This is a genomic window from Pseudoalteromonas sp. SG41-2 (genome assembly GCF_014164535.1).
Classification (GTDB): Bacteria; Pseudomonadota; Gammaproteobacteria; order Enterobacterales; family Alteromonadaceae; genus Pseudoalteromonas; species Pseudoalteromonas rhizosphaerae.
Genome location: NZ_JACJFK010000032.1, coordinates 21,902 through 38,274, shown reverse-complemented (window position 1 = coordinate 38,274; position 16,373 = coordinate 21,902). Strand labels below are relative to the sequence as shown.

Annotated in this window: 15 protein-coding genes; 3 read left to right on the top strand and 12 right to left on the bottom strand. The window is 39.0% G+C overall.

Going from position 1 to position 16,373, the window contains the following annotated elements:
- Window positions 1-61: 61 nt before the first annotated feature.
- On the bottom strand, window positions 62-967 hold the full coding sequence (locus tag H5186_RS19880; protein ID WP_182794854.1) for a MoxR family ATPase: 906 nt from the start codon (window positions 965-967) through the stop codon (window positions 62-64).
- Between the two features lie 27 nt (window positions 968-994).
- The gene (locus H5186_RS19875; RefSeq protein WP_145233960.1) at window positions 995-1,375 is read right to left on the bottom strand and encodes a response regulator; all 381 of its coding nucleotides are present in this window, start codon (window positions 1,373-1,375) and stop codon (window positions 995-997) included.
- A gap of 701 nt (window positions 1,376-2,076) precedes the next feature.
- Between H5186_RS19875 and H5186_RS19870 the strand changes: the two genes are divergently transcribed.
- Window positions 2,077-2,784: a metallophosphoesterase gene (locus H5186_RS19870; protein WP_182761820.1), complete on the top strand. Its 708-nt coding sequence runs from the start codon at window positions 2,077-2,079 to the stop codon at window positions 2,782-2,784.
- Window positions 2,785-2,837: 53 nt separating this feature from the next.
- Here H5186_RS19870 and H5186_RS19865 read toward each other — a convergent pair whose 3' ends face one another.
- From H5186_RS19865 to H5186_RS19855, 3 genes are all read right to left on the bottom strand, one after another.
- Window positions 2,838-3,410, bottom strand: a complete 573-nt coding sequence (locus H5186_RS19865) for a tRNA-(ms[2]io[6]A)-hydroxylase (protein WP_149981156.1) — start codon at window positions 3,408-3,410, stop codon at window positions 2,838-2,840.
- A gap of 101 nt (window positions 3,411-3,511) precedes the next feature.
- Window positions 3,512-4,144 (bottom strand): sulfotransferase family protein, encoded by a 633-nt coding sequence (locus H5186_RS19860; RefSeq protein ID WP_182718846.1) that lies wholly within the window; start codon window positions 4,142-4,144, stop codon window positions 3,512-3,514.
- Window positions 4,145-4,519, bottom strand: coding sequence for an MAPEG family protein (locus tag H5186_RS19855; protein ID WP_182718847.1), 375 nt, complete (start codon window positions 4,517-4,519; stop codon window positions 4,145-4,147).
- A 363-nt stretch (window positions 4,520-4,882) separates the two neighbouring features.
- Between H5186_RS19855 and H5186_RS19850 the strand changes: the two genes are divergently transcribed.
- Window positions 4,883-6,232 (top strand): DUF2254 domain-containing protein, encoded by a 1,350-nt coding sequence (locus H5186_RS19850; protein WP_182740523.1) that lies wholly within the window; start codon window positions 4,883-4,885, stop codon window positions 6,230-6,232.
- Window positions 6,233-6,240: 8 nt separating this feature from the next.
- Here H5186_RS19850 and H5186_RS19845 read toward each other — a convergent pair whose 3' ends face one another.
- From H5186_RS19845 to ggt, 3 genes are all read right to left on the bottom strand, one after another.
- Window positions 6,241-6,951, bottom strand: a complete 711-nt coding sequence (locus tag H5186_RS19845) for an SIMPL domain-containing protein (protein WP_182794853.1) — start codon at window positions 6,949-6,951, stop codon at window positions 6,241-6,243.
- Between the two features lie 126 nt (window positions 6,952-7,077).
- Window positions 7,078-8,772 (bottom strand): NAD-dependent malic enzyme, encoded by a 1,695-nt coding sequence (locus H5186_RS19840; protein WP_182718850.1) that lies wholly within the window; start codon window positions 8,770-8,772, stop codon window positions 7,078-7,080.
- Window positions 8,773-8,933: 161 nt separating this feature from the next.
- Window positions 8,934-10,727: a gamma-glutamyltransferase gene (gene ggt, locus H5186_RS19835; RefSeq protein ID WP_182794852.1), complete on the bottom strand. Its 1,794-nt coding sequence runs from the start codon at window positions 10,725-10,727 to the stop codon at window positions 8,934-8,936.
- An 88-nt stretch (window positions 10,728-10,815) separates the two neighbouring features.
- Between ggt and rrtA the strand changes: the two genes are divergently transcribed.
- Window positions 10,816-11,403, top strand: coding sequence for a rhombosortase (gene rrtA / locus H5186_RS19830; protein WP_182794851.1), 588 nt, complete (start codon window positions 10,816-10,818; stop codon window positions 11,401-11,403).
- A gap of 28 nt (window positions 11,404-11,431) precedes the next feature.
- Here the strand turns inward: rrtA and H5186_RS19825 are convergent, their stop codons facing one another.
- From H5186_RS19825 to H5186_RS19810, 4 genes are all read right to left on the bottom strand, one after another.
- Window positions 11,432-13,924, bottom strand: coding sequence for a prolyl oligopeptidase family serine peptidase (locus H5186_RS19825; RefSeq protein ID WP_182794850.1), 2,493 nt, complete (start codon window positions 13,922-13,924; stop codon window positions 11,432-11,434).
- Window positions 13,925-14,029: 105 nt separating this feature from the next.
- The gene (locus H5186_RS19820) at window positions 14,030-15,199 is read right to left on the bottom strand and encodes an endonuclease/exonuclease/phosphatase family protein (protein WP_182794849.1); all 1,170 of its coding nucleotides are present in this window, start codon (window positions 15,197-15,199) and stop codon (window positions 14,030-14,032) included.
- Window positions 15,196-16,131: a putative sulfate exporter family transporter gene (locus H5186_RS19815; protein WP_220496400.1), complete on the bottom strand. Its 936-nt coding sequence runs from the start codon at window positions 16,129-16,131 to the stop codon at window positions 15,196-15,198. Before H5186_RS19815 ends, H5186_RS19820 begins: the two co-directional genes overlap by 4 nt.
- Before the next feature lie 13 nt (window positions 16,132-16,144).
- Window positions 16,145-16,369 (bottom strand): DUF2798 domain-containing protein, encoded by a 225-nt coding sequence (locus H5186_RS19810; RefSeq protein ID WP_145233348.1) that lies wholly within the window; start codon window positions 16,367-16,369, stop codon window positions 16,145-16,147.
- Window positions 16,370-16,373: the final 4 nt, after the last annotated feature.

The window sequence follows — 16,373 nt, the reverse complement described above, 5'->3', positions numbered from 1 at the left end:
AAATCTTAGCTTTAAACTGAAACCAAAAAGTAGGGCGCTTTCCTGTTTTATTGTTCATACCTTAAAGTGGCACATCAACAGTATTTATTAATTGTTTGATCTGTTGTGAGCTAACATCATGCTGCAGACCTAAACGATGTTCGGTAACACTAGCAAAAATAGTTTGCACATCATCAGGGGTAACAAAGTCACGACCATCAATAAACGCCCATGCTTTCGCGGCTTTGCCAACTGCAATACTGGCCCGTGGAGATAACGCATTAGCAAATTGGCTGTTATTTCGGGTAGCAGATACAAGCGCCAAAATATAATCAACAACTGGTTCACTTAACATAACAGCACTTACTTTATTTTGTATTTCAATTAATTGTTGTGTATCGATACGTACAGGTAAGTGTGCATAATCACGATTATGTTGGCCTAAAATGAGTTTACGTTCAGCTTCTTTAGGTGGAAAACCCAAACTAATACGCATAAAAAAACGGTCTAATTGAGATTCAGGTAAAGGATAAGTACCTGATTGATATAAAGGGTTTTTAGTTGCTATAACAAAAAATGGTGTTGGTAGGGCATGTTTATCACCATCCATAGTAACTTGGTTTTCTTCCATTGCCTCTAATAAAGCGCTTTGTGTTTTTGGACCTGCGCGATTTATTTCGTCCGCTAAAACAACTTGACTGAAGATAGGCCCTTTATGAAAAGTAAATTTATGCTCATTGGCATTAAAAATACTTGAGCCCAGTATGTCTGAGGGTAATAAATCACTGGTAAATTGCACTCGTTGATATGATAAACCTAATACCGCAGCAAGTGCATGCGATAAAGTGGTTTTACCCATACCTGGCAAATCTTCAATTAATAAATGACCTTGGCTAAATAAGCAGGTTAACGCGAGTTTTATTTGTTGCTGTTTGCCAAAAATAACCTGAGATAAATCATCAATGATCGCTTGTACGGACTGTTTCATAGTAACCTTGTAGGTTGATAAATTACATTAAATGAGTTCGAGGCGTTTCATGACCGTATCAACTTTTTTAGCATTAAATGGTTTTGCAATAAAACCTTTAGCACCTAGTTCCCAAGTATTTTGAACATTTTCGAGGCTGTTATGGCCAGAGCACATGACAACATGTGTATGTGGGTAATTGTCATTTAAGTATTCAAGAATTTCTGTACCATCGGTATCGGGCAGTTCAATATCGAGAAAGATAACATTCGGGGATTTTTCATCAATCAACGTTTTAGCCGATTCAAAATCTCTGCTTTCAAGAATATCTTCAAAACCTAACTCAGTTAAGATCTGATTTAAGTAGTCACGTATATCTTGAACATCATCAATTATTAGGATTGGTTCTAACGGGCGCACAAATTCCATATTGTTTACTTCTTGTGATACAGCTTAAATTGTATTTTTAATACTATGCTAAGCGATAATGAAGCTCAAGAAAGATACTCGAATTAAACTGTATTATTGAAATAAACCACCACTAAGTCCGATACCGACTAGTATTGGACTTAGTGCCCATATAAACACACCCCAGTTAAGCTTATTAATTGATAGCCTATAATTTATATTATGTTAAATAGAGTGAGTTTTATAAGTAACAACCTAATTACCGTGATAAATAAACGCTATTTTCCCTACTTGCATGCAAATTTAGATTAAATCAGTTACATCAATTTCAAATACCTAACTCACACATAACTAATTGTTAAGGCTGGTCGTTTAACTTTGATTCTAAGCGCACTTTAAATCTGTTTTATATTAGCTGACTTTGAGCATTGCTCATTTACACACAACTATATGGTTGAACTATGGTCCTAGCTCTACGATCATTCGTTCGTGTATTTGCTCAATTGTACGTGACAGCTCGTTTAGTATATTCACAGGCAAGTGCCCTAGCGTAAGATGCGTTTTTTATTGCTGACTATCTGGTAGCGACTTTTTAAGCGAGAACTACGGCTTGATTATTTATGACCAGTAAACACTTCGCTTATTTATAAATTGTTTTAGCTTACATAGCTACAATGTTAGCGTATGAAGAATTAGTAAAATCACAGGAGTAATTTGTTTTGATGGGAATTAGCACGAATAAAATACGGTATGCGTCCCCTAATAAAGTTATTGATATTCCGGCTGATAAACGTGTGTTTGTGATTGGTGATTTAGATGCTGATTATAATAAATTTCTACAAGCCATCCATTCAGTAAGTTTTGATCCGCACGCTGATGTACTAATTTCATTAGGTGATGTTATCGACCGTGGCAATGATAGTTTAAAGTTGTTAGATACCTTTTCACAGTTGGGTGTCTATATGGTCTTGGGTAACCATGAGCATATGATGCTCGAGGCACTTGCTAAAGATCAACAAGCGTATGACTTATGGATAAAAAATGGCGGTCTATGGCACAAACATAGTGATAAAAATAGCCTACTAAATGCCTGTAATAAATTAATATCATGCCCACTATCAATTTTATTGAACTACCAAGGCGAAAAAATTGGTTTGTCGCATACTTTAGCTACATGTTGGGATTGGCAGCAACCTATGAAAGTAAATGCTCAACTGATCAGTGACTTATTATGGGATAGACAAATAACGCAGAGTAAAAAACTGGTTCAAAACCTTGGCGTGCTGTTCTCTATTCATGGACATAACGCAACCGCTAAGCCATATTGGATCGACAATACGTACCATATTGATACCAATTATTTAGGCGGGAGCCCTACAATTGTTGAGTTAAGTGAATTAATCAAAAATTTTAAAACGTTGATAAGTTAGTAACTTACAGTTAGGCACTAGATAAATAAAATTACCAGCTAGTGCCCATATGTTTAATGCAGCGCTGCAGTAAATGGAATGTTTTTACATATTTCAGCTTCAGCGATAAGAATTTCTTCTAATCGTGCATCGACCTCATTTTTATCAAAATATTCATAAGCCAGCTCGACAAATAAGTTCTTATGTTTTTCTTCCGATTTAGCTATTGCCACATAAAAATCTTTTTCTTTGCCGATTGGTAATGCTTGTGCAACTAAAGAGAAACGCTCGTGTCCCCTCGCCTCAATTACGGCACCGACTAATAATCTATCCATTAAGAACTCGTCGCGGCCATTTCTAAAAATCGCGCGAATTTGTTTCACGTAGGGATCTTTTTGGTCGTTGCCTAAGTTAACATCACGATCAAGCAGTAGCTTTAATACTTGTTTAAAGTGGATCATTTCTTCCAGTGCTAAATCTGTCATTGCTTTTACAAGCTTGCGGCGATCTGGATAATGCGACAACATCGACATAGCCATACCGGATGCTTTTTTTTCTGCAGCGGCATGATCTTGTAAAAAGGTGTCAAAGTCTGCCATCACAGCTTCGGTCCATGCAAATGGAGTGTGGTATTTTAATTCGAACATAAATATTTTACCTAAAAACTAATGGCGAGATTTTAACGCAATTGAACTACAAAATCTTGTTACAGCAATAATTTTTAATCACCTTGAGTAGTTACTTCCTATCAAGACGATGGGTATAGATATTTATCGATTTTACCATTTGCTGTTGAAGCAACTTTTAGTGGATGTTTTACTGCATTCCAAGCTGTTACTTTGCCACCAATATTCATTTTTTCAAACTCTGTCAGTTCAGTTTGTAATTGCAAAAAATCACAAAGCTGATTAAAACTGTTTGGATGGGCGATATCTATTGATAAAAAGTCAGCTGTTCGCTTAGCAAAATAGTTATGCGCAGCACTTTTGTGTTGCTCATAGCATTGTTGCAAATAGGCATCACTGTGTAACTCATCAACAGAAAAACGGCCAAAGGTATGCAGATAACAACGCTTAATATGAGGGTTGAACCCCCCATCCGCTCGCATCAAGTTGGTGTGCATTCTCAGTAATAATTGGCGAATTGAAGGCAGCCATTTATCTGCTTCTCGCTCTAAATAGATAAATTTAGCACCTGGATAAAGTGAATCTAAATATTCGTAATCATTAAAAATTGGGGTGTCAGCGATCACTTGCGCTTGGTTAAAACATTGCTTGGTATAGGCTGTATGGGCACAACTAAAACCAAGTTGTAAAAATGCATGGCATACACTGGTTGTGCCCGTACGAGGTAGGCCAATTATAAAGATTCTCTCTGACATTTAATAAAGGCGTGTAAGTAATAAGATAAACGCATTTAACACTATTATTAAGAAGGTTGTTAGCGCGCCAATTTGGCGATAGCGGAGATTTTTATCGACAATACCCAAATTATGAAATACGCGCCCTATCAGTAATGCTGCCCCAAATGCGTGGCAATAATGACTGGCTAAACCTTGATACTCGACTAAAAACAATAAAATAATTGCAAGAGGAACATACTCAATAAAATTACCATGCGCGCGCATGGCGCATTGCAGTTGTTGATTACCACCATCACCAAGTGAAATTCGTTCAGCTCGACGAACTTTAACTACGTTCATCGTTAAATAAATATAAAAAAGTGCTAATAAAGCAGCATATAAAGATACAATCACAATAAACCTAATTTTTATCTAAGTGTTTATAAAAACTTGTGTATTACCAAGTCTCCCTAATTATTGGTAGTACTATACAACTATTGTTATTTAAATAACAAATGATAATCAACCAGTACAGTATCAATGGCGTTTACTATTTATCCGATTAATCATGATGAAATATAAATAAAGTAACAACATCTTACCGCCCGCGATTAGAAGCCCATATATTATAGATTTTAAACCTGCAGCGGACAAAAAATACGTTCCTATTGGCACTGTTACTATTAATAATTAGACCTGCAACAAAGTTTGTTGTTAAGCTTACTGCATAAACTAGCTGTTGTTGGTGCAACAACTAAGTCATCTTAGGGTTCATATATGTTTACTCCGCGAAAATTTGCCGATAATTACCGAGAATTAGTCAGTAGTATTGGTTTCTATCCATCGTTATTATCGGTGATATTTTTATTGTTTGCAGTACTTGTTACCACAACAGAGTACACCTCTTTTGTTATGGAGCTTAAGTCGCTGCTTGAGGTACTATTGGTTGATAGCGAAGAAAATGCACGAACGATTCTAAGTACATTAACGGGTAGTATTATTTCGCTAACTGTTTTTAGTTTTTCTATGGTTATGGTGGTACTAAATAGTGCCAGCGCAAGTCTATCACCAAGAGTATTACCGGGGCTTATAACGCGTAAATCACATCAACTTGTTTTGGGTTTTTATCTCGGCAGTATTATTTTTTCAATCGTTATGCTGATCAACATCCGTACTATGGATAATGGTGAAATAGGAATTCCTTCATTGGGCATACTTTTTTCACTTGTTTTTGGCCTGATATCGTTAGGCTTTTTTGTATTTTTCATCCATTCAATTTCAAGGGCTATTCAAGTCGATAACGTATTAAACGACTTATATAAGAATACTAAAAATGAATTGAAATCGATTATTAGCATGCAAAAAGATAACCCTATCGATGTATTTCCTAACTTTGACGATTGGTCGAGTATTTCAAGTAAAACAGAAGGTTACTTTAAAGGCGTGAATAGCGATAAACTATGTGCCCTTTGCCAACAACATGATATAAAAATTTATGTTGTAGTTAAGCAGGGTTTTTTTACTGTTGAAGGCTATCCGTTTTTAAAATGTAATCATGATTTATCTGATAACGTGCAACTCCTTGAAGATCTACTTAATTGCTTTATTTTTTATATCGAAGAATATGTAAGTGACAATTATAGGTTTGGAATGACACAGATTTCAGAGATTGCAGTGAAAGCGATGAGCCCGGGTATTAACGATCCTGGTACTGCGGTAAAGGCGATCGATATGCTCAGTATTTTACTCATTGATCGATTAAGCATATATAACGTTAATTACTCTTTAAAACATAGTGATGATAAACAGCCACTGTTATATTTCCATGAAACATCATTTGATGAATTATTGCATGATAACTTCACGCCAATCCGCAACTATGCAAAAAGTGATGGTTATGTGATGAATAATGTACTCGAAGCGTTCAAAAACATTTTGTTCAGAACCCACCAGAACAGTAAAGCAGCGCAGAGTCTATTTACTTATTTAGATGCTATTATCGATGATGTAAATGAGAATATTAGTAATCAGTATGATCGCGACCAAATAATTAATATGCTTAATGCTATCGCGAGGATCTCCCCTGAAATGGGAGATAAATTGGTGGCGAAATTTCGCCACCAATGAGTTGAGTGTTAATTTTTAATTAAATAAATTGCATAACTGTCTGCTGAAATTGTGATTTCGCCAGCATGATAGGCATCAGGTACGAAATTGCCTGAATTACTGTCTGACAGCATGGTTTTTTCAGCACGCATGTAAGGTTGAGCTGATACGTTCATAGGGGCATTTGAAGCACTATACAAACCTTTGAGTTCTACGTCGTATTCAGCTGCAAATTCTTTTGCCGCTGATTTTGCATCTGCAATTGCCATTTTTTGCACTTTCTTTTGCAATGACTCGTAACGACTCGATGTGAACTCAGTTTGATTTATTTCATTAATGCCTGCGTTCACTAAACTTTGCAGCAGTAATGGATATTTTGTTACATCCGTCAGTGTGAGTGAAAGTGTGCGACTAACTCGGTAACCAATAAAGTCTTGTTTACCTGTTTCACGGTTGTATTGATTTTCTCGGTTAATTGAGATTTGTGAACCATAAATACTTTTTTCATCAATCCCCTGCTGCTTTGCTAATTTAATCGCTTTAGCCATAGTTTGATCAGCTTTTTGTTTAGCGATCATCAAGTCCTTATCAACTTCAACAATTGCAACGCCTAACTTTACATTATCGGCAATAGTGGAGATTTGCGCTTGGCCTTGAATATAAATGTGTGGGGCATCTGGTGTACTGGCTGCAAATACATTGAAACTTAGAGTCGCGGCTAACAATGGTAAATAACGCATACATATCCTTAATAGTTTTAATAACGTTATTAGATACCGTACGCGGTTAATTTAAAATGAACAAGCATAAAAAAACAGGCCGAAGCCTGTTTCTAGATAATTTACTAGTTAATCAGCAGTGATCACTTAGATACTACAACGTTTGTAATTACGGTATTTTGGTAACCAGTAATTTCTGTCAATTGCCGCCCATAACATATCATCGCTGATCTCAAGTGCAGCCCCCTCTTCGATGGCTTTTTTAGCCACCCCAAAAGCAATGCGTTTACTCAGTGTTTCAATTTCTGTTAGTGCAGGTAATAAACTCCCTTTACCGGTATTAGCTCGAGGTGATGATTCTGCCAATATTTCACTCGACACCATGAGCATTGCATCAGTAATACGGGTGGCCTTCGCCGCAATGACACCTAAACCAATACCAGGGAAAATATAGCTGTTATTACATTGTGGGATTACAAATGTTTCACCGTCATAAACAACCGGTGCAAATGGGCTGCCAGTTGCAACAATCGCTTTGCCTTGTGTCCAATTGATCACATCTTCCGGCAGTGCTTCAACTTGCTTAGATGGATTACTTAACGGGAAAATAACGGGCTGTTCGCATCCATTATGCATGGCGCGAATAACTTGCTCAGTAAATAAACCAGGTTGCCCTGATACACCAATGAGAATATCAGGAGCTGTGCAGTGCATCACATCTAGCAATGATGCGTATTCACCGCTGTATGTCCAATCAGCTAATTTATCTGTAGGTTGAGCAAGTGCTTGCTGGAAGTCGCGCAGTCCTTCCATACCTTGAGTTAACAAACCAAAACGATCAACCATGAAAACTTGGCTGCGAGCTTGTTCGTCAGAAATACCTTCCGACACCATTTGCGTAATGATTTGCTCGGCAATACCACAACCTGCGGAGCCTGCGCCTACAAACACTACTTTTTGTTCTGATAATTGTTCATTCTTCACACGACATGCAGCAAGCAACGAACCAACTGTAACCGCTGCTGTGCCTTGAATATCATCATTAAAACTGCAAATTTCATCACGGTAGCGTTTTAATAAAGGCATCGCATTAGGCTGTGCAAAGTCTTCAAATTGTAATAACACATTTGGCCAACGACGCTTAACGGCTTTAATAAATAGATCTAAAAATTCATCGTATTCATCTTGTGCAATACGTTTATGGCGAGCACCCATATACATAGGATCGTTTAATAACTTTTCGTTATTCGTTCCTACATCAAGCATAACCGGTAGCGTATAGGCTGGGCTTATACCACCACAGGCGGTATAAAGTGATAGTTTACCAATTGGAATACCCATGCCACCAATACCTTGGTCGCCTAAACCAAGAATACGTTCACCATCGGTAACAACGATAACTTTTACTTTGCCTTTGGTCGCATTACGTAAAATATCATCGATTTGATAACGATCTTCATAAGAGATAAATAAACCGCGCGCGCTACGATAAATATCTGAGAATTTTTCACAGGCATCACCCACGGTTGGGGTGTAAATAATAGGCAACATTTCTTCAAGATGGTCACGCACTAAACGGTAGTAAAGTGTTTCGTTGTTATCTTGGATGGCGCGTAAATAAATGTGTTTATTTAGGTTGTCTTTAAAACTTGAATATTGTTGATAACAACGTTCAACCTGCTCTTCAATCGTTTCATAGCGTGGAGGCAGTAATCCCGCAAGGTTGAAACTTTCACGCTCTTTTTGAGTAAATGCACTGCCTTTATTTAAGAGTGGCGTTTCGATCAGACCAGGGCCTGAGTGATGAATATAAAGATAATTTGGGTCAGTATTTGTAGTCATAAGTCCAAGCTTAACGAAGTCTTTAAGTTACGATCTGTCATTATTACTGTTGAATATTAAAAAGCAATGATATTCAATCTTGTCAGACCATTAGGAGAAAATAAGACGTGTGTGCTTAACACACACGTAAAAGTAGATTGTACATTAAATCACGATGTCAATTAAGGCTTATTCACTGGCATTTCGTGCTCTTTAAGAACAATACTTTGCTCACTTAAAGCGATCCCTTCGCGGCGAGGATCTGCGGCACCAAATAAAGTGCCATTGACGACTTCAACCGCATGCAAGCCAGAGTTTAAATCGACCACTTTTACTGTATGACCCCGCTTTTGTAAATCAGGAATAATCGCCTCGATAGCGGTGCCTTTTTCAATACTAGTGTAATTATTATTACGATTAGTAATTCTTGGCAAGTCAATGGCTTGTTGAGCAGTTAGTTGCCAATCTAGTACGCCAATAACCACTTGCGCGACATAGTCGATAATTCGGCTACCGCCAGGTGAGCCGACCACTAAGCGTAAACTGCCATCGTTATTAAACACCATCACCGGTGACATTGAGCTGCGCGGACGTTTACCTGCTTCAACGCGGTTGGCCAATAATTTGCCGTTTTTTCGCGGCGACAAGGCAAAGTCGGTTAATTGGTTGTTTAATATATAACCGTTCACCATAACCGTTGAACCAAACGCCATTTCTATTGAGCTGGTCATTGATACCGCGTTCCCTTCACTGTCAACAATAGATACATGGGTAGTAGATGGCAATTCATACGCATCATCTTGTGCGTAACTTAGTAATGGACGAGGCTGCCCTGCATAGGCTTTTTCATCTCGCTCACTTATTAATTTTGTTCGTTGCTCGATATAGCGTTTATCGAGTAGCTCATTAGTAGGAATATCTGCAAAATCAGGGTCGCCCATATACACATTACGATCCGCAAAAGCGAGTCGCGATGCTTGGCTAAAATAATGCAGGGCTTGTGCAGAATTAGCTTTAAATTGACCCATGTTCTTATCTTCAAGCAAAGCGAGAATTTGTAACACCGCGACTCCGCCACTGCTCGGTGGTGCCATGGAACATACTTTATAACTGTGGTACGGGGTGCAAACTGCATCACGTTGTTTACTTTTATAATTAGCTAAATCGGTTAATGCTAAAGTACCTGGTGCCACAATAGAATGAGTGACCGCATCAACCATTTTCTTAGCGTTATCGCCTTTATAAAAAGCATCAATCCCTTTACTGGCGATTTTTTTGTAAACTTCAGCAAGTGGTTGGTTCGTTTTAACAGTGCCAACAGCAAGCGGTTTACCATCTGGGAAAAAATAATCACGGATCACCGGAAGTGTTGTCACCCCAGGATTTATTTGTTTGGCTAACAAAGCGTGTAAACGCGGCGATACTACAAATCCTTGTTCAGCAAGTTCTATGGCTGGTTTAAACAGCTCCGCCCATGCAAGTTTGCCATATTGTTGATGCGCTTTAGCGAAGGCATGCAATAAACCAGGTACACCCACTGAACGGCCGCCAACCACTGCTTCAATCCAAGGTGCCGCGTTACCTTTTTCATCTAAAAACAATGTTTCGTCAGCATTACTTGGCGCTGTTTCGCGGCCATCAAAGCTGGTTAGCTTATTATGACCTTTGTCAAAATACAGCATAAAAGTACCACCACCGATCCCGGATGATTGCGGCTCGACCAAAGTCAGCACTAATTGTGTTGCAATGGCAGCATCAACAGCACTGCCGCCCTTAGCGAGTATGGTTTGTCCAGCTTTAGCTGCATAGGGGTTTGCCGCAGCAACCATATACTGCTGACCGGTGACATGTTGCTTTAGTTGATGGCCAGTGGCGGCTTCTGGCTCGCGTACTTCCCGTGGTGTTTGAGTGGCTAAAACCGGTAAAGTAAAAAGAGTTAAACTAAAGACGACGCTGGTTTTAAAAGGTAAAAACATAAAAAGACCTTAATTGCATTGAGATGTTTGGCATCTTAAAGTTAAACGGGCACAATATGCAAAATTTTGCTGTAAAAATAAGAATAAAATGGTCAATTTACCACTTCAACCCCGATATATTTTACCCCCGCTGTGTTTAATGGCATTAAGCGCCCTATTTGCAGCGTTTAATTTAAATGATGTTTTAGAGTTTAATCGCCAGCTCATTGACCAAGGCCAAGTTTGGCGTTTGATCACGAGCCAATATGTGCATGCTAACTGGGCGCACTTAGCATTAAATTGTGCCGGTATCGTACTGATATGGGCGTTACATGCTGAGTATACAAAACCGACGCAATATGCATTGCACACCTTGTTTTTGGCTGCTTGGTGCGGTATTGGGGTTTACTTTTTTTGTCCTGACATTCACATTTACACCGGATTGAGTGCACTACTGCATGGTGTCATTGTGTGGGGGGCAATCAAAGATATTGAAGTTGGCATGAAAAGCGGCGGTTTATTGTTTATCGGTATTTGGCTTAAAATTGCTTATGAACAATTTCATGGCCCCAGTGCTGAAGTGAGTAAATTAATTGCCTCTCGGGTTGCTGTTGATGCTCACTTAATAGGTGCAATTGGCGGAATAGTACTCGCAACGCCACTGCTGATCAATTATATAAAAAAATGCCAAGCATAAGCTTGGCGTTGCACTAAAATTTTAGTGCTTATAAACTTTCTTTAAATAGTTTATGAATACGACGGTATTCATCTAACCAACTAGAAGGCTGTACAAAACCATGTGGTTCGACTGGAAATATAGCCGTTTCAAAGTTTTCTTTTTCAAGCTCAATTAAACGCTGTACTAAGCGTACTGAGTCTTGGAAAAACACATTATTATCAACCATAGGGGCGTTGATCAATAAGCGGTTTTTAAGTCCCTGCGCATAATATATAGGCGAACTTTTTTCATACGCAATTGGATCAACATCTGGGTGATTTAAAATGTTTGATGTGTATGGACCATTATAGTGTGCCCAATCGGTAACTGGACGAAGCGCAGCCCCTGCTTGAAATAAATCAGGCTGAGTAAATAACGCCATAAAGGTCATAAAGCCACCATAAGAGCCGCCATATGTACCCACAGCACCGGTATCAACATTGGCATTTTCAGCCATCCATTTAACACCATCGGCTAAGTCTTCAATTTCTGGGGTACCCATTTGACGGTAAATCGCCGTACGCCAATCACGTCCATAACCTTTTGATGCGCGATAATCCATGTCCATCACTACATAACCTTCAGAGGCTAGTAATGAATGAAACATAAATTCGCGGAAGTAACCTGACCAACCCATGTGTGAGTTTTGTAGATAACCTGCGCCATGGTTAAAAATGATCGCTTTGCGGTTTTTGCCGCTCTCACCTTCTACATAGTCTGCTGGGTAATATACTTTAGCGTATACCGGTTGTTCGGTATGACTTGACGGTACCGCAACAATTTTAGGCGCAATTAATTGTTTTGCTAAAAATTCACTCGATACTGTATGAGTTAGCTGCGTTGCAGTTGTATTCGCTTTTGCATCAGCAACATATAACTCTGGTGGAGCCATGATTTTGGAATGTGTTAACAATAATTTGCTTTGATCAGGGCTTAATTTATAGTCGGTCATACCGTCTAAGTTGGTTACTTGCTCTGATTTTGCCGTTTGTGGATCAACGCGGTAGATTTCATATAGACCAGGATGCTCAACATTGGCTTTGTAATAAATTGCACTGTCGTCATCTGTTAGTGTGAGGTTCGATACGACAAACTGGCCTTTGGTAAGTTGTGTTGCTTTACCATTGAGTGGTTTTTTATATAGGTGGCTATAGCCAGTTTCTTCAGATAAATAATACAAGGTATCTGAATTATTTAACCAGCCAAAATCGTTATAAGCATAGTTAACCCATGCATCATCGTGTAAACGGTGTTGTGAAACAAGTTTTGAATTTTCAGCATCAACAGTAGCTAACCAACGGTCTTTGTTATCCCATGCTTCAAGCATAATCGCGACTTGCGTGCCGGCTTTGTTCCAGACGATAGCACTTTGATCCCATCCCCAATCCATCATTAGGTTGATAGCACGAAGTTCTTTTTTAGATTCATATGTTTTGCCGTCACGGGCATAGTTTTCTTTTTTAACTGAAGCTAGCACGTCTTCATCAAAACCAGGTAAGGTATCAAATGCGAGTGCTGTTTGCGTTTGCTCAGTTAAATCTATGTAGATAACTTTCGAGGTTTGTGGTTTTTCATCAGCAACACGACGACGTACTTTTTCAGCTTTTACCCGTGCATCATCAGCAATATAGTTTGGCATGATGTCGGCTTCATCTCGCCAAGGTCTGGCTTCTGTGACAACAGCAATTAAGGCTTTACCATTTGGTGATAACTGCACATCGGCTAACTCATTGCCTTTACCTAAGTAAAACTGAGCATTGGCAATTGAACTATTTTGCTGGTTGAGTTGCTCTTTGCGCGCTTGTTTATCTTTTTTATTTTTATGGGTCAGCGCAATGTAATCAATCAGTTTATGCTGTTCTTTAGCGATGTAAGTTTCAGGCTCTGTAACTCCTTTTGGTGCATCGCTCAAATGAAGATTTACAAGCTCAGCTTGCAGTCCCGTTGCCAGATCTACTTTATAAAAAGAGTTTGCTTGACGATAAGCTAAATTACCATCAGTTAAAAATTGTGGTTTAGATTGTTTAGCACTGTCGTGAGTAATTTGTGTAATTGCACCTGTATTAATGTTCTTTACAAATATATTACCTTCAAATACATAGGCTTGCTGTGTACGATCTGCTGAATAAACAGCATCATCAGCCCCTAATGTATGCAACTTATTTAACGCTACTTGGCTTGCAGCTTGGCTATCAACAGCTTGTGTAAATAAGTCTCGAAGCTCATTACCTTGTTGTTTTTGCGCATAGACAACTGTTTTTGAATCAGTAGCCCAAAACGCACGCTCTGCTTGGCGGCCTAACCAATCAGGATGAGCCATTGCTTGCTCAAGTGTGATTGCGCTGCTGCCTGTATCAGCAGGCGTTACAACAACGCTGGCAACAGTTGATTGTGGTTGCTCTGTAGGGGTAGATGCGGTTGATTGACAACCGGACAACATAACGCTGGACGCGACGGCAAGTGCAATTAAGGTTTTTTGAGTAGAAGATTTAAAAATCATAGGGCTTCTGTAAGGTTATTGTAATTCCCCCAATTTAAGCAGAAGCACCTATGTAATAGCAATTATTTCAGACAAACAGCCAAACTTTGCTGTTTAATAACCAAGTTACTTTATAGAAATATCTAACCACACCATGCGATGATCTGACGATGCATTACGATCTTTAATTAACCGGTACAACTCGCTACTTTTAGTTGGCCAAAATACCCCACCATCATGGACTTCAATGCCATAACTTGAAGGCAAAACATAATCTGCACGAGCTTGCCAGTTTGCAGTGTAAGCCGCAGCATACTTTTCACTGTAGCTGGTTTTAGCGCCCTTACTGGTTGGTGTAAATTTGCTGTTTATTAATGGATTTTTTAAAAGTTGATCCGTTGTTTCTGGGCGTTTTTTATCTCCTTCAGGAGCCGCATTTAAATCTCCGACTATAACAAATCGTGATTTTTCAGCTAACCCGCCTTTGACACCATGATCGTCATAGAGGTAATCTGCGCTGGCGATATAATCTTTAATCAAACGTACTTCATCATGATTACGTAAGCCGTTTCTATCTTCAGCACCATCAAATACAGGAGGCGTTGGGTGCGATGCGATAACGTGCAGCGTTTTACCTTTTACAGTAACCGGAATATCCCAAAACGATTTTGAACTGAGTCTCAAAGCTTGCCATTCTTCGTTGTTATACCAATTTTCACCTGTAGTTGGATCAATAGGCATTTTAGCATCTGGCATATCTTTGTATTTAAAGGTTTGTAAGGTACGAATTTTATCAAAATCAATTGGGTAGCGAGATAAAACGGCCATACCATAATGGCCTTCAAAAAAGCCAAAACCAAATGCATCCCCTTTAATACCAGTTGCTTGGCCGTCATTATCTAGATCAAATGGCGTTTTCAAACCTGTGTTTACTGGGCCAACATAGCTGTACGGATAATCTATAGCGGGCTGTTTATTTTGGCTTTTAGCAAGGTAGTGCGTTTTAAAATAATCAATGCCTTGCGCTTTGCTGACATAATCAAATTCATTTAATAATAAAATGTCAGGGCGAATACGTTGAATGATCTCGGCAATATTTTTGATTTGTGGATGATCACTTTGTAATGCATTTACCAAACCTTTGGCATCAAGGGGGTTATCATTTTCAGCATAATTTGTTGCATCCATGCTCACATTAAACGTGGCTACACGTAAAGATGACGCGGCCATTGCTGAGTTAGAAAAACCACTGATTAATAGGCACGCTAATGTGGCGATAGAAAACTGCTTCTTCATACGATATATCCATCTAAAATTAATAACAAAATGACACTACTTACGACTATCCATAAAATAATTGCCATTATAAAGGGCTTTAGTCCTGCTTGTTTTAATACAGCCAGTGATAAGCCACTGCCAATTAAGAATAAAGTCATTACCAATAGTTGTTTTGCTACGGTGTTGATCAGCTGCCAGAGATCCGTAAATTGAGGCAAATACGTATTGATCAATGCAGCAGCTAAAAAACCAACAATAAATAAAGGAATGCTGGCCTTTTCTTCTGAGCGCCAAAAGACACCTGCAATCGTAGTGTAGGGAATGATCCACATCGCACGTGTGAGCTTAACTGTTGTAGCAATACTTAGTGCCACAGCTCCATAAGCTGCTGACGCCCCTACTACACTGCTGGTATCATGAATAGCTAACGCTGCCCATAAACCAAATTGGTGTTGGCTTAAACTAAAGTAATGACCAATGGTTGGAAATAGTAGCAAACCGACACCGTTTAATAAAAACACTACATCAAGTGCAACCGCTACTTCGTGATCTTTAGCTTTAATTACCGGCGCCATCGCTGCAATCGCACTGCCTCCACAAATGGCCGTACCGAATGATATTAATACACCTGTGTTACGATTTAATTTAAAGACTTGCGTTAAAATTTCACCAAGACCAATGATCGCTGTAATACTGACTATGGTCAGTACCAGCGAACTGCGACCAACTTCAATCACCTGATTAAAATCAACAGCAAAACCTAAGCCAACCACCGCGGCTTTGAGCATCCATTTACTCGCCTTTTGGGATAGCTCTGCAAATGGATTACCGAGCAAAATTGCAAACATCGCGCCACAAATTAGGGCACTACCACCACCAATCAAAGGGGTGATACACAGGACAAAACAAAGCAGGTATAGAGGCTTTTTAATCCGATCAGACACAGACAAAATAATCCCTTCGTTACGAGCGCACAATCTTTGTAGTGAGCTTATGCACAACTGGCGCTACAAGAATTACGGTAGGAAATGCGACACAAAATGCAAAAGCCCACGCCGCTAACCAAATAGAAACTATGTTATCAATTAAACCAACATTAAAAATTGAAATTACCAATGACATAAAACCAGACATAAATAATGCCATGAAAAAAGCGAATACCACGGTTCTGTATTTAGCGCTAATCATAAAA